The 25818-nt window shown below is 72.4% G+C and carries 18 protein-coding genes and 2 pseudogenes; 11 read left to right on the forward strand and 9 right to left on the reverse strand.

Going from position 1 to position 25818, the window contains the following annotated elements:
• Positions 1–2 precede the first annotated feature (2 nt).
• Positions 3–461 (forward strand): GatB/YqeY domain-containing protein, encoded by a 459-nt coding sequence (locus CLT71_RS24115; RefSeq protein ID WP_101369107.1) that lies wholly within the window; start codon positions 3–5, stop codon positions 459–461.
• A gap of 148 nt (positions 462–609) precedes the next feature.
• On the opposite strand, the gene CLT71_RS24120 is transcribed toward CLT71_RS24115, so the two are convergent.
• Positions 610–3024 (reverse strand): transglycosylase domain-containing protein, encoded by a 2415-nt coding sequence (locus tag CLT71_RS24120; RefSeq protein WP_101371735.1) that lies wholly within the window; start codon positions 3022–3024, stop codon positions 610–612.
• A gap of 408 nt (positions 3025–3432) precedes the next feature.
• On the opposite strand from CLT71_RS24120, the gene CLT71_RS24125 reads away from it, so the two are divergent.
• Positions 3433–3729 (forward strand): WhiB family transcriptional regulator, encoded by a 297-nt coding sequence (locus CLT71_RS24125; RefSeq protein ID WP_101369108.1) that lies wholly within the window; start codon positions 3433–3435, stop codon positions 3727–3729.
• Here the strand turns inward: CLT71_RS24125 and bagB are convergent.
• The 3 genes from bagB to CLT71_RS24140 form a co-directional block, all read right to left on the reverse strand.
• Complete coding sequence (gene bagB / locus CLT71_RS24130) at positions 3716–4864, reverse strand: ArsA family ATPase (RefSeq protein ID WP_486483419.1); 1149 nt, start codon at positions 4862–4864, stop codon at positions 3716–3718. The two genes, CLT71_RS24125 and bagB, sit on opposite strands and share 14 nt — an antisense overlap.
• Before the next feature lie 131 nt (positions 4865–4995).
• Positions 4996–5955 carry an ATPase BagA gene (bagA, locus tag CLT71_RS24135; protein WP_101371736.1) on the reverse strand — a complete coding sequence of 320 codons (960 nt, stop codon included), beginning with the start codon at positions 5953–5955 and terminating at the stop codon, positions 4996–4998.
• A gap of 71 nt (positions 5956–6026) precedes the next feature.
• Complete coding sequence (locus CLT71_RS24140; protein ID WP_486483722.1) at positions 6027–6593, reverse strand: Rv0361 family membrane protein; 567 nt, start codon at positions 6591–6593, stop codon at positions 6027–6029.
• Positions 6594–7367: 774 nt separating this feature from the next.
• Here CLT71_RS24140 and sp36 point away from each other — a divergent pair.
• The 9 genes and pseudogenes from sp36 (at position 7368) to CLT71_RS24180 (ending at position 17642) form a co-directional block, all read left to right on the forward strand.
• Complete coding sequence (gene sp36, locus CLT71_RS36610; RefSeq protein ID WP_130465462.1) at positions 7368–7523, forward strand: Sp36 family protein; 156 nt, start codon at positions 7368–7370, stop codon at positions 7521–7523.
• On the forward strand, positions 7520–7981 hold the full coding sequence (locus CLT71_RS24150) for a RidA family protein (RefSeq protein ID WP_101369111.1): 462 nt from the start codon (positions 7520–7522) through the stop codon (positions 7979–7981). Before sp36 ends, CLT71_RS24150 begins: the two co-directional genes overlap by 4 nt.
• Before the next feature lie 245 nt (positions 7982–8226).
• Entirely contained in the window at positions 8227–9078 is an 852-nt protein-coding gene (locus CLT71_RS24155; RefSeq protein ID WP_101369112.1) for an MBL fold metallo-hydrolase, read from the forward strand.
• Positions 9075–10646, forward strand: a pseudogene (locus CLT71_RS38180) (adenylate/guanylate cyclase domain-containing protein); the annotation flags it as partial. The gene CLT71_RS24155 and the pseudogene CLT71_RS38180, both read left to right, overlap by 4 nt.
• Before the next feature lie 135 nt (positions 10647–10781).
• Positions 10782–12974: pseudogene (locus tag CLT71_RS38185) on the forward strand (ATP-binding protein); the annotation flags it as partial.
• Between the two features lie 191 nt (positions 12975–13165).
• Positions 13166–13609, forward strand: a complete 444-nt coding sequence (locus CLT71_RS24165) for a hypothetical protein (protein ID WP_101369114.1) — start codon at positions 13166–13168, stop codon at positions 13607–13609.
• A 31-nt stretch (positions 13610–13640) separates the two neighbouring features.
• Complete coding sequence (locus CLT71_RS24170) at positions 13641–15425, forward strand: serine/threonine protein kinase (protein ID WP_101369115.1); 1785 nt, start codon at positions 13641–13643, stop codon at positions 15423–15425.
• Between the two features lie 106 nt (positions 15426–15531).
• Positions 15532–16473 carry a transporter substrate-binding domain-containing protein gene (locus CLT71_RS24175; RefSeq protein WP_101369116.1) on the forward strand — a complete coding sequence of 314 codons (942 nt, stop codon included), beginning with the start codon at positions 15532–15534 and terminating at the stop codon, positions 16471–16473.
• A 59-nt stretch (positions 16474–16532) separates the two neighbouring features.
• On the forward strand, positions 16533–17642 hold the full coding sequence (locus CLT71_RS24180) for a hypothetical protein (RefSeq protein ID WP_143743588.1): 1110 nt from the start codon (positions 16533–16535) through the stop codon (positions 17640–17642).
• 19 nt (positions 17643–17661) lie between these two features.
• On the opposite strand, the gene CLT71_RS24185 is transcribed toward CLT71_RS24180, so the two are convergent.
• From CLT71_RS24185 to CLT71_RS24205, 5 genes are all read right to left on the reverse strand, one after another.
• On the reverse strand, positions 17662–18909 hold the full coding sequence (locus tag CLT71_RS24185) for an acyl-CoA dehydrogenase family protein (protein ID WP_101369118.1): 1248 nt from the start codon (positions 18907–18909) through the stop codon (positions 17662–17664).
• 60 nt (positions 18910–18969) lie between these two features.
• Entirely contained in the window at positions 18970–21063 is a 2094-nt protein-coding gene (locus tag CLT71_RS24190; RefSeq protein ID WP_101369119.1) for an ATP-binding protein, read from the reverse strand.
• A gap of 85 nt (positions 21064–21148) precedes the next feature.
• Positions 21149–22687: an acyl-CoA carboxylase subunit beta gene (locus tag CLT71_RS24195; protein ID WP_486483723.1), complete on the reverse strand. Its 1539-nt coding sequence runs from the start codon at positions 22685–22687 to the stop codon at positions 21149–21151.
• An 86-nt stretch (positions 22688–22773) separates the two neighbouring features.
• Positions 22774–23949: an acyl-CoA dehydrogenase family protein gene (locus CLT71_RS24200; RefSeq protein WP_101369121.1), complete on the reverse strand. Its 1176-nt coding sequence runs from the start codon at positions 23947–23949 to the stop codon at positions 22774–22776.
• The gene (locus CLT71_RS24205; protein ID WP_486483724.1) at positions 23946–25754 is read right to left on the reverse strand and encodes an acyclic terpene utilization AtuA family protein; all 1809 of its coding nucleotides are present in this window, start codon (positions 25752–25754) and stop codon (positions 23946–23948) included. The genes CLT71_RS24200 and CLT71_RS24205 overlap by 4 nt, the downstream gene beginning before the upstream one ends.
• Positions 25755–25818 lie beyond the last annotated feature (64 nt).

The following is a 25818-nucleotide window of genomic DNA, read 5'->3' on the forward strand; positions in this document are numbered from 1 at the left end:
CCATGGGCACCTTGAAGGACCTCCTGACCACGGACATGCGTACCGCGTTGAAGGCCCGTGACGAGCTGACCACCTCGACCCTTCGGATGGCGTTGGCGGCGATCGGCACCGCCGAGGTCGCCGGCAAGGAGAAGCGGGAGCTCTCCGACTCCGAGGTGCTGGCGGTGCTGACCAAGGAGGCCAAGAAGCGGCGCGAGGCGGCCGCCGCCTTCGGTGACGCCGGGCGGGCCGAGCAGGCGGAGCGGGAGCGTGCCGAGGGCGAGGTGCTGGACCGGTACCTGCCGAAGCAGCTCGCCGACGAGGAGCTGGCCGAGCTGGTCGCCGGGGCACTGGCCGCCGGTGGGTTCACCGAGCGCGGCCAGATGGGCCCGGCGATGAAGGCGGCCCAGGCCGCGGTGGCGGGCCGGGCCGAGGGCGGTCGGGTGGCTGCCGAGGTACGTCGACAGCTCGGCGCCGGCTGACGGCGGACACCCGACGGCAATTCGTGTGACGGTGGCTACGCGCGACGGCGCGGGTACCGCAGGACGTCAGAAAGTGTGACGGCGAACGTGTGACGGGCGGGCATCCCTGGTTGGGGATGCCCGCCCGTCGTCGTCGTTACGTGTCGGCTCAGCGGCGGCCGGGTGGCCGGGGGCCGCCTGGGCCGCCCGGACCGTTTGCGCCGGCCGGCGCCTTGCCGTTGCTGACCTCGATGGTCACCGCTCCACCCTTGATCGTCCGGCCGTCGGGGCTGGTGCCGGCGGCGGTGCCGGCGGGGCAGGTCGAGTCGACCTGGCCGCCCAGCTCGGCGTCGAAGCCCGCGCCCCTGACCCGGGAGAGGGCGGACTGGACCGGCTGGCACTTGACGTTCGGGATGTTGCGCTGGTCACCATTGACGATCTTGGTGCCTGGCGGGGTGAACTGGACCGAGGGCTTCCCCTTCATCGCGTCCCGGAGCGTCTGGTAGACGGCGTGGTTCACGCCGCCCGGCTCGTTGTGCCCAAACTTCTGATTGGTCTCGGCCCAGTCCGGGTCGGCGAGGATGCCGGCGACCGCGAGCTGCTTGGTCATCACGACCAGAGAGGCGCTCTTCCCGCCGTCGGTGGTGCCGCTCTTGCCGGCGACCGGCTTGCCGACAGCGCCCCGGACGTTTTCGGCGGTACGTCCCTTGCAGCGCGAGGTCGACGAGTTGTCGCCGACCGGGCAGCGGGCCGCGTCCACGGCCGCCCGGGCCACCTCGGTTTTGATCGTCTGCGAGCACTGCGGGTTGGCGATGTCGAGCTTGTTGCCCTCCTGGTCCCGGATCAGCTGCACCGGGATCGGCTTGCAGTACTTGCCGTCGGCGGCCAGCGTGGCGTACGCGTTGGCCAACTCCAGCGGGGTCGTCTGGGAGACGCCGAGGGTGAAGGCGCCCCACCCGTTGGCGGCCTGCTTGGTGGCGGCGAAGTTCGCGTCGTTGCTGGCCCGGAAGGTGATGCCCATCCGCTTCGCCGCGTCGACCACCTTGGCGGCGCCGACCCGCTCCTGGAGCGGCACGAAGTAGGTGTTCACCGACGACCCGAAGGCGCTCCACATGTTGTGTACGCCGGCCATGCTCTTGCTGGCGTTCTGCGGGCAGTACTTGTTGGTGCCCGGACACGCGGCCTTGGAGCCCCGCTCGACGATGTACTTCGTCGGGGCGACCTCCTTGGCGTTGATGGTGGTCTCCAGCGGGTAGCCGTTCTCCAGCGCCGCCACCACCGTGAAGATCTTGAAGGTCGAGCCGGCCTGGTAACCCGTGATGTCGCCACCACCGGTCAGCAGCGGGTTGGTGGTGTTCGGGTACGTACCCCGGAGCTTCTTCTTCCTTTTCGCCGGGTTCGTGCTGATCTTGTTCTGCGGCTTGTTCGGGTTGTCGAGCTTGTAGTTGCGGTTCACCGCGAGCGCGCGGACCCGCCCGGTGCCGGGCTCGACCGCCGCCACCATCATGGCTTCCTTCTTGCCGGTCTTGACGTTGCGCTCGACCGCGTCCTTGGCCGCCTTCTGGGTCTTGGCGTCGAGCGTGGTGACCACGGTGTAGCCGCCGCTCTTGAGCCGCCGCTCCCGGTCGTACTTGGTGCGGCCGAAGGTCTCCTGATCCATCCACCAGCGGTAGAAGAAGTCGCAGAAGAAGCCCCAGTCGTTCTTGCCGACGTCGACGCAGCCGTTCGGGGTGCGCTTGTCCTTGACGACCAGCTTGACCGCCTTGGCCTTGTCGGCCTCCTCCTGGGTGATCGCCTTGGTCTCGACCATCTGGTCGAGTACCCAGTTGCGCCGGTTGACCGCCTCCGGGTAGCCGCTCTTGGTGGTCGGGTCGTTGTCCGACGGGGCCTTGACCATCCCGGCCAGCATCGCGGCCTCTTCCAGCTTCAGGGCTTTCGGGTGCTTGCCGAAGTACACCTGGCTGGCGGCGAAGATGCCGTACGCGCCGTTGCCGAACGGGGCGATGTTGAGGTAGCCCTCCAGGATCTCGTCCTTGGTCAGGTCACCGTCGAGTTGCAGGGCGTACCGCATCTCGCGCAGCTTCCGGGCGCTGGTGTCCTCAGTGGCCGCGACGACGTCCTGCGGGTGCGTCGCCGAGTAGGCGATGGTGAGCCGGACGTACTGCATGGTGAGCGTGGAGGCACCCTGGGTGGTCACCCCCGCCTGGTTGTTGGCCACGAACGCCCGGGCGACGCCGTTGACGTCGACGCCGTTGTGCTCGTAGAAGCGCTTGTCCTCGGCGGCGATCAGCGCCTTCGCCATCACCGGCGCGACGTCCTTGAGCGGTACGTCGCGGCGGTTCTCGTCGTACATGGTGGCGAGCGGTGTCTTGCCGTCGGAGGCGTAGAGGTAGCTGATCTGCGGCGCCTTCTTGACGGTCAGTTCGGTGGGCAGCTTGTCGAACGTTTCCGCGCCGGCCTTGGCGGCCAGCCCGGACATCGCCACTGCGGGGAACGCGGCCGCGGCAACCACCACGCCGGCCAGCAGCCCACAGATCAGCAGCGACGCGGCGTTGGTGAAGACATTGTGGTCACGCTTCCGCATCCAGGTCACCTCGACAGGGTACGTGAATCGACACAGAGGTCGCGCCCTGCGTACTTTCCCCATTTCCTGCGGGCGCTGGCCTCGTTGTGTTAAACGCACGACCCCTGGTGTGCGGTTGCGGGCTCCTAGCTGTCGAGTCTCCTCCTTCCGGGAAGTCTCCGCAGCGTTTTCGCTGATCGCCGCCGGGTAGTCAGGGCCGGATTGCCGGACGAAGGGCCAGGAAATGTCCGGGTTGACGGATTTGGCTGACAACGTTGCGTAATCAGTTGACTACAGAGCATGATGGTCGAGCGAGAGAAACGCATGTCGTCCGTGGTGCCCGGGGGAGGGCGTCGCGGATGGCCGGGGGGTTATCGCCGGCTGACCGGCTCTGGTCGGTAGCGGGACTGCAAGGGGGGACAGGAGCAGATGGGCATGATCACAGATTGGCCCACGTTGGCGGCGTGTCAGAACGGTGATCCTGACGCGCTGTTCGTGCAGGGCGCCGAACAGAACGTGGCGAAGCGGATCTGCCGCAGCTGCCCCGTGCGGTACGAGTGCCTGGCCGACGCGCTCGACAACCGCATCGAGTTCGGCGTGTGGGGTGGCATGACCGAACGGGAACGCCGGGCGCTGCTGCGTCGTCACCCACAGGTGGCGAGCTGGCGCAAGATGTTCGAGGCGGCCTTGAAGAACAAGGACAAGGTCCTGGTCAACGCCGGCTGATCGCGGCACCGATCGTGCGCAGCCCGTCGACGTCGTGTACGTCGGCGGGCTGAGCCGTCACCGCCACCGTCGGTACCGCCGGAAAAGCGTCGGTGAAGACCCGGGCGACCCGCCGCTCCCGCGCCGCCTGCTGACTGAGCGCGGCATGCGCCAACAGGGTCTCCACGGTCGCCTCGTGCCCGCCCAGCTCCACCAGCCGCTCCGCCGCGGCCAGGCTCTCGGCGGCGGTCGGCCGCTCCACGACCGGCCGGTGCACCCGGTTGAGTACCAGCCCGGCCAGCGGCATCCGCTCCTGGCTGAGCCGGCCGGCGAAGTACGCCGCCTCCCGGACCGCGTCCGGCTCCGGCACCGCGACCAGCAGAAACGCCGTCTCCCGAGCCTGCAGCACCCGGTACGTCTGCTCGGCGCGCTGCCGGAAGCCGCCGAACATCGAGTCGAGCGCCGCCACGAAACCGGACAGGTCAGTGAGCAACTGGGCACCGAGCACCTTCTGCACCACCCGGGAGAACATCCCGAACGAGGCGGTGACCAGGCTGAACATGCTCCGTCCACCACTGCGGGCCGGTGCCAGCAGCAGCCGCAGCATCCGCCCGTCCAGAAACCGGGAGAGCCGGGCCGGTGCGTCGAGGAAGTCCAGGGCGGACCGGGACGGCGGAGTGTCGACCACGATCAGGTCCCAGTCGCCCCGGGCGTGCAACTGGCCCAGCTTCTCCATCGCCATGTATTCCTGGGTGCCGGCGAAGGTGGAGCTCATCGCCTGATAGAACGGGTTCGCGAAGATCTCCGCCGCCTTCGCCGGATCGGTGTGCGCGAGCACCACGTCGTCGAAGGTCCGTTTCATGTCCAGCATCATGGCGTGCAGCTCGCCGCCGCTGCTCTCGACGTCGATCCCCTTGACCTGCCGTGGGGTGTTGTCCAGCTCGGTGAGCCCGAGCGACTGGGCAAGTCGCCGGGCCGGGTCGATGGTGAGCACCACCGTACGCCGGCCGTGCCGCTCGGCGGCCCGGAGCGCGAGGGCGGCGGCGGTGGTGGTCTTGCCCACCCCACCCGAGCCGCAGCAGACCACGATCCGCACGCCGGGATCGGCGAGGATCTGGTCGATGTCCAGCTCCGGTGCTGGGTGATCGGGACGCACCAACCGAGCGTATCGGGACAGCGCCGCGCGGGCGGCGTGGTGCCGCTCAGGTGTGAGTCAATCGGCGCTGAGGTGTAAGGAAGGGCCCCCTGTTATCGCTTTCTGTTGTAGAAGGGGCCCTTCCTTACACCTCAGGCGGCGGCTAGCAGGGTGGCGGCGATCAGGTCCAGGCCGGCGCGGTCGACGCCCTCGGCCAGCAGCGGCAACTCCACCAGGGGCAGCCCCAGCTCGACCAGGTCCGCCCGGAGCGACTCCTCCAGCTCCCGCCGGATGAGCTGGTCGCGGGCCTCGGCGAGCAGACCGGCGACAGTCGCCCGGTCGGTCGGCAGGCCGGCGGCGGCCAACCCTCGGCGCAACTCGGCCTGGCTGACCCTGCCGGCCAGCAGCGGCGGGCGGGTGGCGTTCAGGATCAGCCGCCCGACCGGGATCCGCAGGCTGTTCAGGTCCGCGATCGCGTCGATGGTCTCCTGGACCGGCATCTCCTCCAGCAGCGTGACCACGTGTACGGCGGTCATCGGGGAGCGGAGCAGCGCGGCCACCCCCTCGCTCTGGGTCTTGATCGGGCCGACCTTGGCCAGCCGGGCGGTCTCGGCGGTGACGTTCAGGAACCGGCCGATCCGACCGGTCGGCGGGGCGTCCAGCACCACGGCGTCGTACACCCGGCGCTTGTCGGCCGTCCGGGTGGTCGCCTCCTTGACCTTGCCGGTGAGGAGTACGTCCCGCAGCCCCGGGGCGATCGTGGTGGCGAAATCGATCGCGCCGAGCTTGCGTAGCGCCCGGCCGGCCGCACCGAGCTTGTAGAACATGTCGAGATACTCGAGGAGCGCCTCCTCGGAGTCGACGGCCAGGGCGCGTACCTCGCCGCCGCCGGGCGCGGTGGCGATCGGCCGCTCCTCGTACGGCAGCGGGTCGGTGCCGAAGAGCTGGGCGATGCCCTGGCGGCTCTCCACCTCGACCAGCAGGGTACGGCGACCGCCGCTGGCCAGCGCGAGCGCCAGCGCGGCGGCGACGGTGGTCTTGCCGGTACCGCCCTTACCGGTGATCACGTGTAGCCGGGCCGGCCACCGGGCACTCGCCCGGTCGGCGTCCACCCGGTCGCCCGACTCCTCACCCGCTCGCACCCTCCGAGCCTAACCACCCCGGCGGCTGGCCAGCCGGATGGTCAGATCACGTCACAGACCCACCAGCTGGTCTCCCGTACCACCACGAAGGTCAACTGCTGGTTCACCGATCGCTCGTCGCCGGTGGTCATGGTGAGTTGGGTCGACACAACGGCCCGTGTCTCGGTCTGCTCGTCGACCTTGGGGGTGGCCCAGCGGAACCGCGCGGTGTCGTACCGCCCGGCGGCGTCCGCCACCTCCTCGATCTTGGCAGCGATCCTGTCGCCGTCCCGGGCGGCCGGGCAGACCAGGCCGCTCGCCCGGTCGGCGTCCCGTTCGCTGTAGACCGCCGTCAGGAACTCGTCCACGGCGACGACCGGATCGGCGGCTCCCTCACCCCGCTCCGCGCTCCGCAGCACCAGATAGGCGGAGACCCCGCCGAGCACGCAGAGCAGCAGCGTCACGGCAAGCGCGATCGACGCGATGAGCAGGCCGCGCCGTTTCCTCGGCGGCGCGGCGAGGCCGGCGGCCGGGTAGCCGGGAGGTGCCGGATGACCGGGTACGCCAGCGCCTGCACCCGGCTGACCAGGCTGTTGATACTCCGGGCCGTATCCCGGCCCCACCGCCATCGTCGGTCCGGCCATCGTCGGCCCGGTCATCGGTGGGCTGGTGATCGGCGGGCCGGTCATCGGTGGGCCGGCCATAGTCGGTCCGGCCATCGGGGGGCCGGAGAGCCGTTGGGTCGGTGGCTCCGGCGCGCCTGGGGCGTCGGGCTGGGCGGCGGAACCGGCCGGTGCGGCGCGATCGACCGGCTCGTCGGCATCAGCCGGTGCGGTGGGGTCGCCCGGCCCGTCGGAATCAGCCGGAGTGGCGGGTTCGGGCGGAGCGGCGGGGTTTGCCGGATCAGTGGGAGTTGGCGGATCAGCGGAAGCCGAGGGCTGCTGCGCGGTCTCGGCCGAAGAGCCGGCCGGCCGCTCCGGTACGTCCGCCGTGGTCGGAGTACCGCTCGGCTGTGGCTGCTGGATCGGCTCGGTCGCCTCGGCCTGCGGTGAAGGTTCGGCCGGTGGCGAGGGTTCGGCCTGTGGTGAGGGTTCGGCGGGCGGGCGGGCGGATTCGTCGCCGTCGGACGGTTGCCTCATGGTCTCCCCAATCCCCGCAGGGCCCCGATGCGGTGGTCAAGGCGCCGGCCGGCGGGTCGGGAGGGCTGGCATGGTCGGTGAGTGTGGCGGCAGAGCTGTGGCGACCCGCCCGGCGAGGGTATCCCGCCCCGCCCAACGGGGCAGCCATGGTACGCGGCGGGGCCGGGGCAGCTCCGCCGCACGGATCGGGAGGCGTACGCGTACCCGTGTGGCCGCAGCCCGTAGGCTGTCGCCGACAAGCCCGAGACGAGGAGACCTCTAGCGATGCAGAAGTGGGAGTACGCCACGGTTCCGCTGCTCACGCACGCCACCAAGCAGATTCTCGACAACTGGGGCGAGGACGGCTGGGAACTGGTGGCGGTGATACCTGGCCCGAACCCGGAGCAGCTCGTCGCGTACCTCAAGCGGGCCAAGTCGTGACGGCTGGGCCGCACGCCAAGCTCGCCGAGCTGGGCCTCGTACTGCCCGAGGTGGTGCCGCCGCTGGCCGCGTACGTGCCGGCCGTCCAGTCCGGTCGCCAGGTGTACGTCTCCGGCCAGTTGCCGATGCGCGACGGCAAGCTGCTGGCCACCGGCAGGGTCGGCGGGGGTGTCTCGGCCGAACAGGCCAAGGACCTGGCCGCGCAGTGCGCACTCAACGCCCTCGCCGCGATCGACGCGCTGGTGGGGCTGGAGAGTGTTGTCAAGATCGTCAAGGTGACCGGTTTCGTGGCCTCCGCCGACGGGTTCACCGGGCAGCCCGGCGTGATCAACGGCGCCTCCGAACTCTTCGGCACCGTCTTCGGCGAGGCCGGCCGGCACGCCCGCAGCGCGGTCGGCGTCGCCGAACTGCCGCTCGGCGCGCCGGTCGAGGTCGAGGTCATCGTCGAGGTGGCCTGAGCACTCCGCCCCCTCGGCGTACCGCTGCGCCTCGGGGGGTCCGGCAACCACCGCTGCGAAGCGGTGAAACGGAACGGCGGGGGAGTCGAGGGACGGACGGGATCGAACCGGGCGCAGCGCTGCCGGGACGGTGCTTGGCAACGCCGCGCGTTCCGGTGCGTCCCGGTGCTGCCCTGGGTGGTTCGTCCCACGGGTGATACCGGCAGTTCAGGCCCCTGTCGCCCGCAGGTCGTACCATCGCAGCCATGACCGGGCACGTGACCGCGCCGGCGGCGGCGCTGGCTGACCAGCTACCGAGCTGGGCGACGCTGGTCCGTGCCCCCAACCCGGGCCCGATGACCCTGGACGGCACCAACACCTGGGTCCTGGGTGCCCCGGGCGCGGGCGAGGTGGTCGTGATCGACCCGGGTCCGCTCGACGAGGAGCACCTGGCTGCCGTGGCCGCGCGCGGGCCGGTCGCCGGGGTGCTGGTCACGCACGGCCACCCGGACCACACCGAGGGGTTGGACCGGTTCATCGAGCTGACCGGCGCCGAGCCGCTGACCGCCAGCCACGGCTGGTCGACGATCGAGCGGGCCGGGCTGCGGATCCGGTTGCTGCGCACCCCCGGGCACACCGCCGACTCGCTCTGCTTCCTGGTTTCGTCGTCGACTCCCCAAAGCGGCGGCGTGCAGGGGAGCGATCTCCTGGCGGAGGGGGGCGACGAGCGGGCGGTCTTCACCGGCGACACCATCCTCGGCCGGGGCACCACCGTCGTCGCACACCCGGACGGAGACCTCGGGGACTACCTTGCCAGCCTGGAGGCGCTCACCGGGTACTCCGGGGTGCCGGCCCTGCCCGGGCACGGCCCGCCGCTGGCCGACTGCGCCGCCGCGGCCCGCTTCTACCTGGCGCACCGGCAGGCCCGGCTCGAACAGGTGCGCACGGCCCGCAGCCAGGGGGCACGCACCGCCGCCGAGGTGGTGGCGGCGGTCTATGCGGACGTGGACCGGTCGCTCTGGCCGGCGGCCGAGTGGTCCGTCCGGGCACAGCTCGCCTATCTCGATCAAGAGAACCGGGAATCCGGCCCGGGGGCCGGTGGGTTGGAAAGTCCGTGACCTGCCCGGTGTGTGGAACCGTTGCCGTACCCGGTGCGCGGTTCTGCCACAACTGCGGAGTCGCGCTGCCGGCTGCCGCGACCCTTCCGGAAGCGGAGCGCCGAGTGGTAACGGTGCTCTTTGGCGATCTGTCCGATTTTACCTCCTGGTCGGAGGACCTTGATCCGGAACGGGTCAGCACGGTCACCGACCGGGTCCTCGCCGCGCTCGCCGGTGCCGTCAAGACCTTCGGCGGACACGTCGACAAGCTCACCGGCGACGGGATCATGGCCGTCTTCGGCGCCCCCGTCGCGCACGAGGACGATGCCGAGCGGGCGGTCCGGGCGGCCCTGTCCATGCAGCGTGCCGTGCGCCGGGTGCTCGACGACGAGCAGGGCGGCGGGGCGCCGCTCGGGCTCCGGGTCGGGCTCAACACCGGTGACGTGGTCGCCGGCATCCAGGCGTCCATCGAATACACGGTCATCGGCGACACCGTGAACACCGCCGCCCGGCTGGCCGACGCCGCCGCGATCGGCGCCGTCTACGCCGGTGCCCGGACGGCGGCGGCGACCCGGCGGGTGGCCTCCTGGCGACAGCTCCGGCCGCTGCGGCTCAAGGGCAAGCGGGAGCCGGTCGAGGCGTACGAACTGCTGGGTCTGCTCGACGCCCCCGGTACCCGGTCCGGGCTCGGTGACGAGGCGCCGTTCGTCGGTCGGGAGACCGAGATCGGCCGGGTCGCCGGTCGGCTCGCCGAGGTGGTCGACCAGGGCCAGCCCCGGGTACTGCTGATGACCGCCGAGGCGGGGATCGGCAAGTCCCGGTTCGCCGCCGAGGTGGAACGGCTCGCCGCCGGTTACGACGTCGGCGCCGGCCGGTACGCGACACACACCGGCGCGCGGGTGCTCTCGGTGAAGTGCGCGGCGTTCGGGGAGCGTCGCCGGCTCGCCCCGCTCGCCGACCTGGTCCGGGCCGCGGTCGGGTTGCCGGACAGCCCGGCCACCGCCGTCACCCGGCCGGTGGTCGAGGAGCGGCTGCGCCGGCTCGGCCAGCGGCTGTCCCGGTACCGGCCGGACCCGGCGCCGGTCGCCGTCGACCTCCTGCTCGCCCTGCTCGGGTACGCCGAACTGCCGGCGGCACACGGCACCGTACCGGCCGGCCCGGCCGAGTGGTCGGCCGGTGAGCCCGGTCCGGACGCCGACGCGATCCCGGCCGCCGTCGCGGAGCTGCTCAGCGCGCTCGCCGCCGAGAGACCGCTCGCGGTCATCGTCGACGACCTGCACGACGCCACTCCGGAGACCACCGACGCGCTCGGCGTGACGCTCTCCCGGCTGACCGGGCCGGTACTGGTGCTGCTGCTCGGCCGTCCCGAACTGGTCCGTACCGCCGGTGCGCTGACCCGGGTCGCCGACGCCGAGGTGCACGCCCTGCCGCCGCTGCGGGGTGCCGACGCCGCCCGGTTGCTGACCGCCTATCTCGGCGGGGGGCGGCTGCCGCAGGCGGACGTGGACCGGCTGCTCGCCACCGCCCAGGGCAACCCGTTCTATCTTGCCGAGCTGGTCACCCTGCTGATGGAGCGGGGCGCGCTGACCACCGTGCTGGGCCGGGCGCCGGCCCGACCTCCCGCCGGCCCGGCCGGCGCCCCGGTTGCCGGCTCTGCCGGGCGGCCCGGTGCGACCGGCACCACCGCGCCGGGTGAACGGGCCGGTGGCCGCGACGGCGGACCGGCCGGCTCGGATGGCGGCCGGGGAGCCAAGGCGGCATCCGGCACGGTGGCGCCGAGCCCGGCCGCCGCCACCGGGGCCAGCATCATCTGGCGGCTGGCGCCGGGTTCGCTGGGCAGCCGGCTGCTCTCCCGGGACCTCGCCGCCGTGCTGGCGGCCCGGATCGACGCGTTGCCGCCCGACGCCAGGGCGGCGCTGCGGGACGCCGCGGTGGTCGGGGACACGGTCCCGGCCGGTGCGCTGGAGGCGCTGCGCGAGCGGCGGGCCGGGCGCGACGGGCGGCCCACAGCGGTCCTCGCCGTCGAGCTGGAGCGGGCCGTCGAGGAGCTGCTCCAGCGCCGGATGCTGCACCGCAACCGGGACGGTTACATTTTCGCCACCCCGCTGATGCGGGAGGCCGTCTACGCCGGCATCGGCAAGGCCGATCTCGCCGACCGGCACGCCGCGCTCGCCGAGTGGGCGGCGCCGCCGGACCCGGGCACCGGTCCGGGCGAGCCGGGCCGGACCGGCAACGGGGCGAGCGGGCTGCCGGTCGCCGAACGCGACGCCTTCATCGCCGAGCACGCCGAGCGGGCCAGCGCGCTCGCCGACGTGGTCAGTTTGCGCCCCGACGCGACCGCCCGGAACGTGGCGCCGCTCGGCATGGCCGCGCTGAGCCGCTCCGCCCGCCGGGCACTCGCCGCCGGGGAGCCGGCACAGGCCGTCGAGTACGCCGAGCGGGCCGCCCGGCTCGCCGGAGAGTCCGTACCCGGTGGCGACCGGCTGGTGCACGCCCGAGCGCTGCTCCAGGTGGGGCGGATCGCCGACGCGCTCGCCTTCGCCGAGAAGATCGGGGCGAACGCCGGGGACGACGTGGCGGTACGGGCCGGGGCGCTGCTCGTGGCCGGTCAGGCGTACCAGGCGCTCGGTGACCAGGCACGGGCGGTGAACTCCTGGCAGGAGGCGTTGCAGGTGGCCACCCGGCACGACCTGCCGGGGCCCCGCGCCTCGGCGATGCGGCGGCTCGGGATGGCCGACTTCGTCAGCGGCCGGCTGAGCCAGGCCAGCAGCCGGTTCGCCGGTGCCTACCAGGTGAACCTGGATGCCGACGATCCCCGGGGGCAGGCCTGGTCACTCCAGAACCTGGCCTGGGTCACCACCACCCGGGGCGACTTCGCCGGCACCGACGCGGTGCTGGGTCGGGCGGCCCGGCTCTTCGCGCAGATCGACGATCCGGTGGGTCGGGCCTGGCTGCGCGGTACCACCGCGTTCGCCCGGCTGCTCGCCGGCCGGCTCGGCGAGGCCCGCCGACTGGCCCAGATCTTCCTGCCCTTCGGCGAGCGGGTCAGCGAGGCGTGGGCGGTGGGCACACTGCGCGCCGTGGAGGCGTTCGCCGCTGCCGAACTGGGTGAACTCGCCGACGCCGACCGCGAGGCACGGCGGGCGTACCGGGACTTCGTCGCCGCCTCCGACGACTGGGGCCGGGGCTTCGCCCTGGTCGTACGCGGTGCGGTGGCGCGTGGTGTCGGCGAGCCGGAGCACGCCACAGACCTGCTCACCGACGCGCTCGGGTACGGCAAGCGCACCTCGCACCCGCTGCTTACCGGGCTGGCCGGCACGCTGCGCGGGTTCGTGGCACTCGATCGGGGCGACGTCGCGGCGGCGGAGCAGGACGCCGAGGCGGTGCTGGCGGCGGTGGAGCCGCACAATCCGCTGGCGCCGACCCAGCTCGGTCCCCGGATGCTGCTCGCCGCGAGCCGGCTGGCCGACGGCGACGCGGCGACCGCGGTGAGCCTGCTGGAACCGATCGCGGCGGCGGGTGCGGTGCCGTCGGTGCTGTTCAGCCGCCGCCAGGCCCTGGCCCGGTACGCCTCCGCGCTGCTGGCCGACGGGCAGACGGCGGCGGCGCTGGACTGGGCCCGGCAGGCGGTCGAGGCTCCGGGCGAGGACATCCGCAGTCGGGTGATCGCCGCACGGGTACTCGCCGAGGCGCTTGCCGAAGCGGGGCAGTCGGCGGAGGCGGTGGAGGTCGCCGAGGAGGCGGTCCGGTTGGCGTACTCGACGCAGCAGACAAGTGAGCGGGCCGCGGCGGAGGAGTTGCGGGACCGGCTGGTCCGGTCGTCCACGCCTGCGACCGCGCAACGGCTGGTGGTCCGGCAGCGGATCGCCGGGGAGCTTCCGGCGCCGACCGCCCTTGCCGGGGAGACTCCGGCCTAGAAAGACTCCGGCCTGGGACGGACGGGCAGCGGGCGGGCCCGCGCTCGGACCGTGCGGCCGGTGCGCGGAGAAGTCGATCAGGCGTTGGGTACCGAATCTGTCGATCTTCGGGGTACCGCCTGGGTCGGGTAGCCGTTAGCCTGGCCCCACCGCCGTCTACAGCGGACCGGCGCCGGCACGGAGGACCGTAGGTGAGGCTGCCCCGCTCGGTCGCAGGCTGGACCATCGCCGTCTTCGGCGGACTCGCCCTGCTGCTCGGTGCCGTGGGCCTGGTCCGCCCGGACTGGCTGCTGGCGATGCTCGGCTTCGAGGTGCTCGCGCCGGCCGAGCGGGCCGACGGCGACCACACCAGGACCTTCGTCGCCGCATCGTCGATGGCCTCGTTCAACATGGGCGTCTACTACCTGCTCGCCGCGTGGACGGACTGGCGGCCCTTCTTCGGGTTCACCGTGCTGTTCCGGGCGCTCACCTTCACGGTCTTTACCGTCCTGGTGCTGACCGAGGCGGCGCCGGGTCGGTTCCTCGGAGTCGCGCTATGGGAGGGTCTGGGTGCGGTTGCCACAGCCGCCGGACTCTGGTACGACCGGCGCCGGAATGGCAACCAGCCGGTAACAGCCACCGGTGCGGGGGGCTGAACCGACTCATGTTCCCGGTATTTTCGACTCTGTGACCGACACCCCGCCAGGCGCGCTGCCGCTGCCCGTCGTGCCCGGTCTAACCGATTTGCAGGTTTTTGCCCGAGGTGGTTACGCCACCGTCTACCGCGCCACCCAGCAGTCCGTGGGGCGCGAGGTCGCGGTGAAGGTCGAGAACCGCACCCTGGACAGCGAGCGGGACCAGCGCCGTTTCCTCCGCGAGGCGCGGGCCGCCGGCCGGATGTCGTCCCATCCGCACGTGGTGGACCTCTTCGACGCCGGGGTAACCGAGGACCAGCACCCATACCTGATCATGGAACTCTGCGACGGGTCGTACGCCGAACGGATGCGTACCTCGCCGCTGACCCCGGCCGAGGCGCGCGACGTCGGAGTGAAGATCGCCGACGCGCTCGCCGACGCCCACCACCTCGGAGTACTGCACCGGGACGTCAAGCCGGCCAACATCCTCTACTCCCGGTTCAACGAGCCGGCGCTCGCCGACTTCGGGCTGGCCGTACTCGCCGAGGCGCGGGACACGGCGATCACCCTGGAGGTGCTCACCCCGGCGTACGCGCCACCGGAGATGTTCCGGCACAGCCCGCCGTCGCCCGCCGTCGACGTGTACGCACTCTGCGCCACCCTCTACGCGGTGATGCACGGCAAGCCGCCGCGCTGGCAGGCCGATCGCAACCCCGGACTGCTCACCCTGCTCGAACTCTTCACCGAGCCGATCCCCGAGCTGCCGGGCGTACCGACCCGGTTGCTCGACCTGCTCCGTTACGGGATGGCCAACGATCCGGCCGACCGGCCCAGCGCCGAGCAACTGCGGGACCTGCTCGCCGCCGTACCGCTGGATCCGCCGACCGTGACGCACACGCCGAACCCGACAGTGGTGGCCGCCGTGCCGGTGTCGGGGATCCCGGTTTCCGGAATCCCGGTCACCAGCGGGTCCTGGCCGTCCGGCGCCCCGGCCGGGGTCAGCGGGTCGGCATCGGTGGGCTCCGGGGCGACGTCGGGTCCCGCCGGTACGCCCGCACCCCGCACGCCGACCTCGGGAGCCCCGGTCTCCGGCGCGCCGGTCTCGGGTGTGCCGGTCTCGGGTGTGCCGATTTCCGGCGTCCCCATCTCCGGGGCACCGACCTCGGGCGGCGCCCCGCCCAGCGTCTATCTTTCGAAGTCCTACACGCCACCACCACCCCGGTCCGGCTCCGGCCAGCCGGAGGTCGACGGGGAGCCGACCGTCTCCCGGCCCAGCCGCCGCAAGCGGCGCTACTGGATCTTCGGCGGGCTCGGCGTGCTGGCCCTGCTCGCCAGCATCGCCGGCGGCTCCTGGTTCGTCGCCACCCGGGGACTGCCGGGCCCGTCGCCGACCGGGCGGGCGGTGGCGACGACGGCAGCTCCGACCGCCAGCCGGCCGCCGCTGGGGATCGGCGCGCTGCCGGGCTGCCAGTTGCCGCTGCCCGAGGCCGCCCGCTGCCCGGTCGAGCTGGAGTGCTTCGGCCCGGTCCGGCTCCGGGGGACCGCGGCGGAGGCGACCAAGACCTCCTGCTCCGGCCGGCACACCTGGGAGTCCTATGCCGAGGGAGACCTTCCGGTGGGGCTGGACCCGGCCGACCACGCGGCGGTGAAGGACCACACCACCATCCGCCAGGTCTGCAACCCCACCGTCTTCCGGCACACCACCACCCTGATCGACGTCGAACCGTGGCGCTTCGAGGTACTTCCACCACCGGCCGGCGGAGTCGAGCGGACCTTTCGCTGCCTGGCCGGCAAGGGCGTCGACCGGCTCACCGGCCCCACCCTCACAGCGAGCTGACCCCTGCGCACAGCGAGCTGACCGCCTGCCGTGTTGAACACCGAAGTGGACGTTGACCGTTACGCTCGGCGATAGCATCCCCCATCCTTCAGACCGGGGTCCGCCGATGACCGAGACATCACCCAGAGGCCGGGTACGGCTCCTCGGCACGACCATGGCGGTCGTGCTCACCCTGCTGCTCGCCGCCGGAGCCGGTTGCGACAGCCGGCGCGGTCCCGAACCCCCTTCGGTGCAGGAGAAACTCAAGCAGTCGCACATCCACGGCCAGAGCAGGCTGCGGATCGGGGTCGCCACCTACGAACCACTGATGGGCGTACTGGACGACACCGGCAAGTACTCCGGGTTCGACATCGACATCGCCCGCTACATCGCGGCCTCGCTCGGGTACGCCGGGGACGAGCGGATCGAGTTCATCCACCTCGCCACCGAGGACCGGATCCCCGCCCTGCAGAGCGGGCAGGTCGACATGGTGGTCTCCAGTTTCTCCATCACCGAGGAACGCCAGAAGCTGGTCAGCTTCGCCGGGCCGTACTTCGTCACCACCCAGGAGGTGATGATCCCGATCGCGCTGAAGGACCGGGTCCGCACGATCGAGGACCTGCGGGCCCCCGGCTTCCGGATCTGCGTCGGCGGCGGCTCGACCACCGAGGCCGAACTGGAGAAACACGAGGTCAAGGCGCTGGTGGTCAAGAACGTCGGGGACTGCGTCAAAGGGATCATCGAGGGCAGGTACGACGCGGTGAGCTCCGACGAGACGATCCTCGCCGGGTTCCGTTCCCACCATCCGGGCAAGTTCGAGATCGTCGACATGCCGTTCGGCACCAGCGAGCAGCTCGGCGTCGGGGTGCCGATCAGCGATCCGGCACTCCGTGACCTGGTCGCCTTTTTCCTCCAGAAGAGCTACCGGCAGGGGCGGGACGGCCGGACGAGTCCGTGGCTCAGCGCGTACCACCGCAACCTCGGGCCGTGGCTCGGCGCCGACCGCCAGCAGCCGCCACCGCTCAACGTCCCGGACCTGGTCGACTTCGACGAGAAGGCGCCGGTGTGACCCTGGCCGAGCAGAACCGCATTGCCCCGGTGACAGACGGGCCTGTGACCGACGGAACGGTGACCGACGGGCCTGTGACCGACGGGCCGGCGCCGGGCTGGCCCTCCGCGGTGGACGCCGCCGAGCGCAGGTCCCGGGCCAGTCAGTCCTTCTGGACGCTCGTCGTCGGGGTGCCGGCGATCTTCTCGGTACTCCGGCTCGGCGTCGAGGCCGGCGGCGAGTTGCAGACCACCCTGCTGCTCGTCGCCAACGTGAACCCGGTAAACCTGGCAGCCGCGCTGGTCACCACCGCCGCCCGGCTGGTCTCGGCCGGGCTGGTCGCGGTCTTCGCGATCGGCGCCGTGCTGCTGGCCAGCGCCGAGGCGAACCCGACGCACCGGATCGGGCGGCATCCGCCGCTCTTCGCCCGCTGGCGGGCGATCACCCCGCCGTGGGTGGTGATCGCCAGCTTCGCCGTCGCGCTCGCCACCTGGCCGATCCTCTACCTGCCGCTGCTGCTGCCGGCGTTCGCCGCCGCGTTCCAGTTCGGCCCGGCCCGGCTCGACGAGCGGCGGATCCCCCGGCTGCTGCTCCTCGCCGCGCTGGTGGCCGGCTACGCGCTGCTGATGCTGCCGACCCTGAGCGAGGCGTGGCGGCAGCGGGAGGTGTTCGCGGTACTCGTGATCGCCGCCCCGCCGCTGCTGGCCCTGCTCGTCACCGGGCCGGTACCGGTGGCGGTGGTGCGGCCGCTCGGCGTGACGGTGCAGGTGGCGGTGCTGGTGATGCTCTGCTGGGCGGCGCTGCCGGTGATCACCACCCCGGTGCTGCCGCTTACCGTCACCACCGTCCGGGCCGCCGACGACGGCACCGGTGCCACCCCGACCGCCCCGGAGGACGGGCCGGCCGCACCGGCTCCGGCGGCCGGCGAGGTCGAGCGGATCCGGGGGCACGTGATCACGGTGGACGACGTCAGCATGGTGATCCTCCAGGAACGGGGCGGTGTCCGGTACGTGCCGACCGACGCGGTCGAGGCGCAGGTGCTCTGCCCGACCGAGGAGGAGTTGCCCCGCTACCGGCTGCGGATCCACGGCTTCCACGTCGAGGACTCACTGCTGGAGGGGATGGGTCGGCGGGTACGCCCGGTGCACCGGATCGACGCGGAGTGCCGTACCGCCACCCCGGCCTACTGAGCCGCCGTGCTGCGGGTGGTCAGTAGCTCTTCGGTTGGCCGAGGACCCGTTGGGCGACGAAGTTGAGGATCATCTCGCGGCTGACCGGGGCGATCCGGCCGGCCCGTACCGCGCCGAGCAGGGTGGCCACCCCGTAGTCGGTGGTCATCCCGTTGCCGCCGTGCACCTGGATGGCGGTGTCCACGGCCAGCGCCGCCGCCTCCGCCGAGGCGTACTTGGCGAGGTTCGCGGCGACGCCGGCCTCGACGTCCCGCCCGGCGTCGTACAGGGTGGCGGCCTTGGCGATCATCAACCGGGCCAGTTCCACCTGGACGGCGGCGTGTGCCAACGGGTGCGAGACACCCTGGTGGGCACCGACGGGGCGCCCCCAGACCCGACGGGTGGCGGTGTAGGTGGAGGCGCGCTCGATCGCGTACCGGCCGGTGCCGGCGCCCATCGCGGCGACCGTGATCCGTTCGGGGTTGAGCCCGGCGAAGAGGGCCGGCAGTCCGGCGTCCAGCCCGTCCCGGCCGTCCGGCTCGGCAGTCGCGCCGATCAGGGCGTCGCCGGGCAGGCGTACCTCGTCGAGGTAGAGCAGCCACTGGTTCTCCGGGGAGACGATCTCCATCTCCAGTTTGGATCTGGTCAGCCCGGGGGCGTCGGTCGGGACCACGAAGAGCGCCGGCCGGAGCCGTTCGCCGGGCGCAGCTGCACCGGCACCGGCAGTGTCCGGGGCGGTGGCAGTGGCAGTCTCCGGGGCAGTGGGCTCGTCGGGGATCCGGGCGACGACCAGGACGTACTGCGCCTCGTCCACACCGGAGATGAAGCACTTGCGGCCAGAGAGGACCCAGTCTGCGCCGTCCCGGCGGGCGACGGTGCCGAGCCGGTGGAAGTTCGAACCCGCCTCCGGCTCGGTGATCGCGAAGGCGATCTTCAGTGAGCCGTCGGCGAGGCCGGGCAGGAAGGTACTGCGCTGCGCCTCGGTGCCGTGCCGGGCGATCACCGTACCGGCGATGGCCGGCGAGACGACCAGGAGCAGCAGCGGGCAGCCGGTCGCCGCCAGTTCCTCGCAGACGATGGCGAGTTCGGTGATGCCGCCGCCACCGCCGCCGTACTCGGTGGGGATGTTGACTCCGAGGTAGCCGAGCCGGCCGGCCTCGTCCCAGAGTTCGGTGGTGTGCTCGCCGGCCTTCGCCTTCGCGACGAAGTAGTCGTGGCCGTAGCGCTTCCCGAGCGCCCGGACGGCCTCACGGAGTTGCCGTTGCTCGGGGGTGGGGTCGAAGTCCATGCGGGTTGCCTTCCGACTAGCGAGCCAGGGGTCCGACGGGACGGGGGATTGGTGGCCGGACTACTGCGGGGTGACCACGGCGAGTACCGCACCGGTCTCCACCTGGGCACCGGTGCCGACCGGCAGTTCCGCCACCACCCCGGCGCCCGGGGCGGTGACCGGATGTTCGAGTTTCATCGCCTCCAGCACGAGCAGCGGTTCACCGGCGGCGACCCGCTGCCCGGCGGTCACCAGTACCCGGCTGACCGTGCCGGGCATCGGCGCCAACAGCGAGCCCTCGGCCAGCTCGGGTGTCGGCTCGGCGAACCGGGGCAGCTCGGTGAACGTCACCGAGCCGTCCGGACCGTCCACGAAGGACATCTCGCCGACCCGGTGTACGGCGAACGTCTGGCGTACCCCGTCGACCGCCAGCACGACACGGGACGGCTCGAGGGCGAGCAGTACCACCTCGGGTTGCCGGTCCGGCTCGGGCTGGTGGCCGGGGGTGTCGCCCGTGGGGCGGGCCGCCCAGTCGACCAGTGCGCCGGAGCGGTCCAGCCGGTAGTCGACCTCGACCGGGCCGGCCGGACCGGCGTACCCGATGGTCTGTGGCGTGCTGGGGACGTTGCGCCAGCCGGAGGGCAGCGTGCCGAGCACCGGCGCGGCGGCCCGGCGGTCGGCGGCGCCGGCCAGCGCGGCGGCCAGCCCGGCCAGCCCCAGCCGGTCCGGTGGCAGCAGCGGGGCGAAGACCTCCGGATGCCGGTCGAGGAAACCGGTGTCGATCTCGCCGGCCAGGAACTCCGCCGAGCGGAGCACCCGGACCAGCAGGTCCCGGTTGGTGGTCACGCCGTGCAGTTCCGCCCGGCGCAGTGCGGTGGCCAGCGTCCGGGCCGCCTCGTTCCGGGTCGGTGCCCAGGCGATCAGCTTGGCGACCATCGAGTCGTAGTGCACCCCGACCACCGAGCCGTCCCGCACCCCGGAGTCGAGCCGCAACCCGGCATCGAGCCGTACCCCGGAGTCGAGCCGCACCCCGGCTTCGCGGTGCGGTCCGGCGTCGCGTCCCAGCCCGGTGTCGCGGTGTGGCCCGATGTCGCGGTGCGGGACGGGGCCGAACTCGGTGGTCACCCCCGGCACCGCGAACCGGTGCAGCGTCCCGGTGGCCGGCAACCAGTCGGTGGCCGGATCCTCGGCGCAGAGGCGTACCTCGATGGCGTGCCCGGTCGCCGGCGGGGCGGCGGTCGGCAGCCGGCCGCCCTCGGCGACCAGCAGTTGCAGCCGGACCAGGTCGACACCTGTGACGCACTCGGTGACCGCGTGCTCGACCTGGAGCCGGGTGTTCATCTCCAGGAAGTGGAACTCGCCGGCCGGGGTGAGCAGGAACTCGACGGTACCCGCCCCGAGATAGTCGACGGCGCGGACGGCGGCCACCGCCGCACTTTCCAGCCCGGCCCGCAGTCGCGGATCGACCGCGACCGAGGGTGTCTCCTCGACGATCTTCTGGTGCCGGCGCTGGATCGAGCACTCGCGCTCGCCGAGGCAGAGCACCGTGCCGTACGCGTCGGCGACGACCTGCACCTCGACGTGCCGGGCCCGCTCGACGTACGGCTCGACGAAGACCGTGCCGTCACCGAACGCGGCGGCGGCCTCCCGGCGGGCCGCCTCCATTGCCCCGGCGAGGTCCGCCGGGTCACGGACGATCCGCATCCCGCGCCCGCCGCCGCCGGCCGCCGCCTTGACCAGTACCGGAAATGTCTCGACCTGATCGGCGGCGGTGTACGTCGGCAGCATCGGCACGCCCGCGTCGGCGAGCAGGGCCTTCGCCTCGGTCTTGTCACCCATCGCCGCGATCGCCTTGGCGGGCGGGCCGACCCAGGTCAGTCCGGCGTCACCGACCGCGCTGGCGAAACCGGCGTGCTCGGCGAGGAAGCCGTAACCGGGGTGCACCGCGTCCGCCCCACTCCGCCGGGCCGCCTCGACCAGCAGGTCGCCCCGGAGGTACGTCTCGACCGGCGCGGCACCCGGCAACCTGACCGCGACATCGGCCTCGGCGACGTACGGGGCGTCGGCGTCCGGGTCGGAGTGCACGGCAACCGTCTCGATGCCGAGGGAGCGGCAGGTAGCGAAGATCCGCCGAGCGATCTCGCCCCGGTTGGCCACCAGCAGTCTGCGGATCATCGCTGCTCCTTGTCGTTGCGCCTGAGGTGTAAGGAAGGGCCCCTTCTTATCGTTTTCTGTTGTAGTGGGGGCCCTTCCTTACACCTCAGAGGCGGAAGACGCCGAAGGTGTCGGTGCCGCGTACGGGTCCGTTGTGGACGGTGGAGAGGCAGAGGCCGAGCACGGTACGGGTGTCGCGGGGGTCGATGACGCCGTCGTCGTAGAGCCGTCCGGAGAGGTGCAGTGCGGCCGACTCGGTCTCGATCTGCTGCTCCACCATGGCTCGCATGACGGCGTCCGAGTCCTCGTCGTACGGCCGGCCCCTGGCCTGGGCAGCCTGCCGGGCCACGATCGAGAGCACCCCGGCGAGCTGGGTCGGACCCATCACCGCCGACCTGGCGTTCGGCCAGGTGAAGAGGAAACGGGGCTCGTACGCCCGCCCGCACATGCCGTAGTTGCCCGCCCCGTACGAGGCGCCGAGGTTGACCGTCAGGTGCGGCACCGTCGAGTTCGACACCGCGTTGATCATGAGTGCGCCGTGCTTGATGATGCCGCGCTGCTCGTACTCGGTGCCGACCATGTAACCGGTGGTGTTCTGCAGGAACAGCAGCGGGATGTCGGCGGCGTTGGCGAGCTGGATGAACTGGGCCGCCTTCTGCGCCTCCTCGGAGAAGAGGACTCCCTGCACGTTCGCCAGTACGCCGATCGGATAGCCGTGCAGCTCGCCCCAGCCGGTGGCCAGGGCGCGACCGTAGGCCGGCTTGAACTCGTCGAACTCCGAGCCGTCCAGGATCCGGGCCAGCACCTCGCGCGGGTCGAACGGCACCCGCAGGTCACCGTTGGGGATGCCGAGGAGCTCTTCGGGGTCGTACTTCGGCGGCTCGGGCCGGGCGGTGCGGGGCGACGGGCCGTGTTTGCGCCAGGCGAGCCGGCGTACGCACTGCCGGGCCAGCCGCAGCCCGTCCCGCTCGTCGGCGGCGACGAAGTCGGCCAGCCCGGAGGTACCGGCGTGCATGGCGGCACCGCCCAGCGACTCGTCGTCGGCCTCCTCACCTGTCGCCATCTTCACCAGTGGCGGCCCGGCCAGGAAGACCTTCGCCCGGCCGCGCACCATGATCGTGTAGTCGGACATCCCCGGCACGTACGCCCCGCCTGCCGTGGCGGTGCCGAACACCACCGAGACGGTCGGGATCCGGGCCGCCGAGAGCCGGGTCAGGTCCCGGAAGACCCGTCCGCCGGGAATGAAGATCTCCGCCTGGCTGGGCAGGTCGGCGCCACCCGACTCGACAAGGTTGATCATTGGAAGCCGGTTCGCCAGCGCGATCTCGCCGGCCCGCCGGGTCTTGCGCAGGGTGTACGGGTTGACCGCGCCGCCGCGTACCGTCGGGTCGTTGGCGACGACGACGCACTCGACCCCCTCGACCACGCCGATCCCGGTGACCACAGCGGCGCCGGTCGGGAAGTCCGTTCCCCAGGCGGCGACCGGGGAGAGTTCCAGGAACGGCGCGTCCCGGTCGAGCAGCAGCTCGATGCGTTCCCGGGCCAGGAGCTTGCCCCGCTCGTGGTGCCGGGCCACGTACCGCTCGCCGCCGCCGGCCCGGGCGGCGTCCAGCGCATTCTCCAGCTCCGCCAGCCGGTCCAGCATCGCCGCCCGGTTTTCCTGGTACGCCGCAGCCGCCGGATCGACGGCCGTCCGTAACACGGTCACGACCGGTTCCTCCTGTCCACGCCTCAGATCCCCAGGCCCCTGGCGATGATCTCGTTCATGATCTCCGTGGTGCCGCCGCCGATGCCCAGGATCCGGGCGTCCCGGTAGTGCCGCTCCACCTCGCTGTCGCGCAGGTAGCCGTGGCCGCCGTGCAGTTGGACGGCCTGGTCGACCACGCGGTCGCAGGCCGAGACGGCGGCGTTCTTGGCCATCGCCACCTCGTGCGGCACCGCCTCGCCGGCCGCCACCCGGTCGGCGACCTGCCGGACGTACGCCCGGGCCGCCGCCGTCCGGGTGGCCATCTCGGCGAGCCGGTGCCGGACGACCTGCCGCGCGACGAGCGGAGCGCCGAAGGTGTGCCGGTCGCGGCACCAGGCCAGGGTGAGGTCGAGGCAGCGCTGCGCGGTGGCGTACGCCTGGGTGGCCAGGGAGAGCCGTTCGGTGTCGAACTGGCGCATGATGGCGGCGAAGCCGCCGTTCTCGGTGCCGACGAGGTTTCCCGCCGGGACCCGCACGTCGACGAAACTGAGGGTGGCGGTGTCGGAGCAGTGCCAGCCGAGCTTGTCGAGGCGGCGGTCGACGGTGCAGCCCGGTGCGTCCTTGTCGATCACCAGCAGGGAGATGCCGGCCGCACCGGGTGGACCGGTCCGGACGGCGGTGGTGACGAAATCGGCCCGTACCCCGCTGGTGACGAAGGTCTTCGTGCCGTTGACCAGGTAGTCAGCACCGTCCCGCCGAGCGGTGGTGCGCAGCGCCGCCACGTCCGAGCCGCCGTCCGGCTCGGTGACCGCGAGCGCCCCGATCCGCGCCCCGGCGAGGGTTGGCCGGACGTACCTGTCGACCAGCTCGGTGGCGGCACGCTGTCCGGAACCGGATTGGTGGTGTTGCTGCCAGGCGGTGACCATGTGCGGCAGGGCGATGCCGTGGGTGAAGAGCGCGGCGACCAGCCCGGAGGAGCCACCGGCCAGGATCAGTTCCTCGGTGACCAGCAGGCTGTCCCGCAGGTCGCCGCCGCTACCGCCGACCGCATCCGGGAAGCCGAGCCCGAGCAGGCCCAGTTCGGCGGCGGTGCTGTGCAACCCTCGGGGTACCTCGCCGGACCGCTCCCACCCGTCCAGGTGCGGCAGCACGTCACGGGTGACGAATCGCCGGGTCAGCTCGCGGAGCTGCCGCCGTTCCAGGCTCTCCGATCCACTCATCCCGCCCCCTCGACAACCGCCGCTTCGTGGCGCTGCTCGGCAGCTGCGGCTTCGTGGCGCTGCTCGGCAGCCGCCGGGTCGCGCTGCTCGATCGCTGGTCCGTTGCGCTGCCCGGCCGTCTGCCCGTCGAGCAGTTCGGACGGCAGGTCGGCGAGGCGGGCGCGCAGCAGTTCACCGAGCGCCTTGGCCTGCGGGTCGAACCGGGTCGAGCCGGCCGCACCCGCGCCCAGTAGCCCGGTGAGCACGAAGTTGACCGCGCGCAGGTGCGGCAGCTCGTATCGCCGTACCGGCAGTGCGGCGGTCTCCGGCAGCAGCGTGCGCAGCCGTTCGACGGTCAGCCAGCCGCGCAACCAGCGGTGACCGGCGGCCGACCGGGCCCAGACCCCGAGGTTGGCGTCACCGCCCTTGTCACCGGACCGGGCACCCAGCACCGTCCCCAACGGCACCCGCCGGGTCGGGCCACCCCCACCCGGCACCTGCCCGTCGAACTCGTGGCCCGCTTCCTCGTGCTGTGCCGCCGGTTCCTCGTGCTGTGCGCCCGCTTCCTCGTGCTGTGCCGCCGTGACCGGCTGTTCGTGCTGCGCTGCGGTGGTAATCGGTGGAGGTGCGATTTCGACCCGGTCGCCGGAGGGAAGTACGGCGACCTGCCGTACCCGTTCCTGGGCCACCTCCTCGGCGGCGAAGACCCCGTACGGGCTGGCGTCGCCGGGCGGGGTGGTCAGGGTACAGCCGGGGTAGGAGGCCAGGGCCAGTTCGACGGCGGCGGCCGAGAAGGCCCGTCCGGCCCGCTTCGGGTCACCGTCGCGGAGGTGTACGTGCAGCAGCGCACTCGCCGTCTCGGTGTCGGCCGCGTCCGGACGGTCCGTACGGGCGAGCGTGAACTCCAACCCTTCGGTGCCGACCGCATCGGTGAGCTGATCCCGGACCAGTGCCGCCTTCGCCTCGATGTCGAGTCCACAGAGGACGAAGGTCATCGAGTTGCGGAAGCCGCCCAGCCGGGTGACCCCGACCTTGAGGGTGGGCGGCGGGGGAGTGCCGCGCGCCCCGCTGACGCGTACCCGATCGGGTCCGGCGTCGGTCAGGGTGACCGTGTCGAGCCGGGTCACCACGTCCGGGCCGAGATAGTCGGGGCCGGCGATCTCGTACAGCAGTTGCGCGGTGACGGTCTCCCTGGTGACCGCACCGCCGGTGCCGGGATGCTTGGTGAGCACCGCCGAGCCGTCCCGGTGCAGCTCGGCGAGGGGGAAGCCGGGGCGGCGCCCGCCGTCCGGCAACTCGGTGAAGAAGCTGAAGTTGCCGCCGCTGACCTGGGCGCCGCACTCCAGCAGGTGGCCGGCGACGGTCGCACCGGCCAGCGCGTCGAGATCGGCGTGGGTCCAGCCGAAGTGGGCGATTCCGGGGCCGACCGCCAGCGAGGCGTCGGTGACCCGTCCGGTCACCACCACGTCCGCCCCGGCGGCCAGGCAGGCGGCGATGCCGAACGCCCCCAGGTACGCGTTGGCGGTCAGCGCGCCGGGCCGGTCCAGCGCGTCGCCCTCGACGTACCCGATCCGGGCCGGCAGCCCGAGCCGGTCGGCCAGGGCGCGCAGTTCGGCGGCCAGGCCGGCCGGGTGCAGCCCGCCCGCGTTCGTCACGATCCGGACGCTCCGGTCCAGCGCGGTGCCGAGGCAGGGTTCGAGCTGCCGGAGGAAGGTCCGGGCGTAGCCGAGTCGCGGGTCGCGCTGCCGGTCGCGACCGAGGATCAGCATGGTCAACTCGGCCAGGTAGTCGCCGGTCAGCACGTCGAGGTCGCCGCCGTCGAGCATCTCCCGCCAGGCGCTGGAGCGGTCGCCGTAGAACCCGGAGGCGTTGCCGATCCGCAGCACCTCC

The organism is Plantactinospora sp. CNZ320 (genome assembly GCF_002846275.1).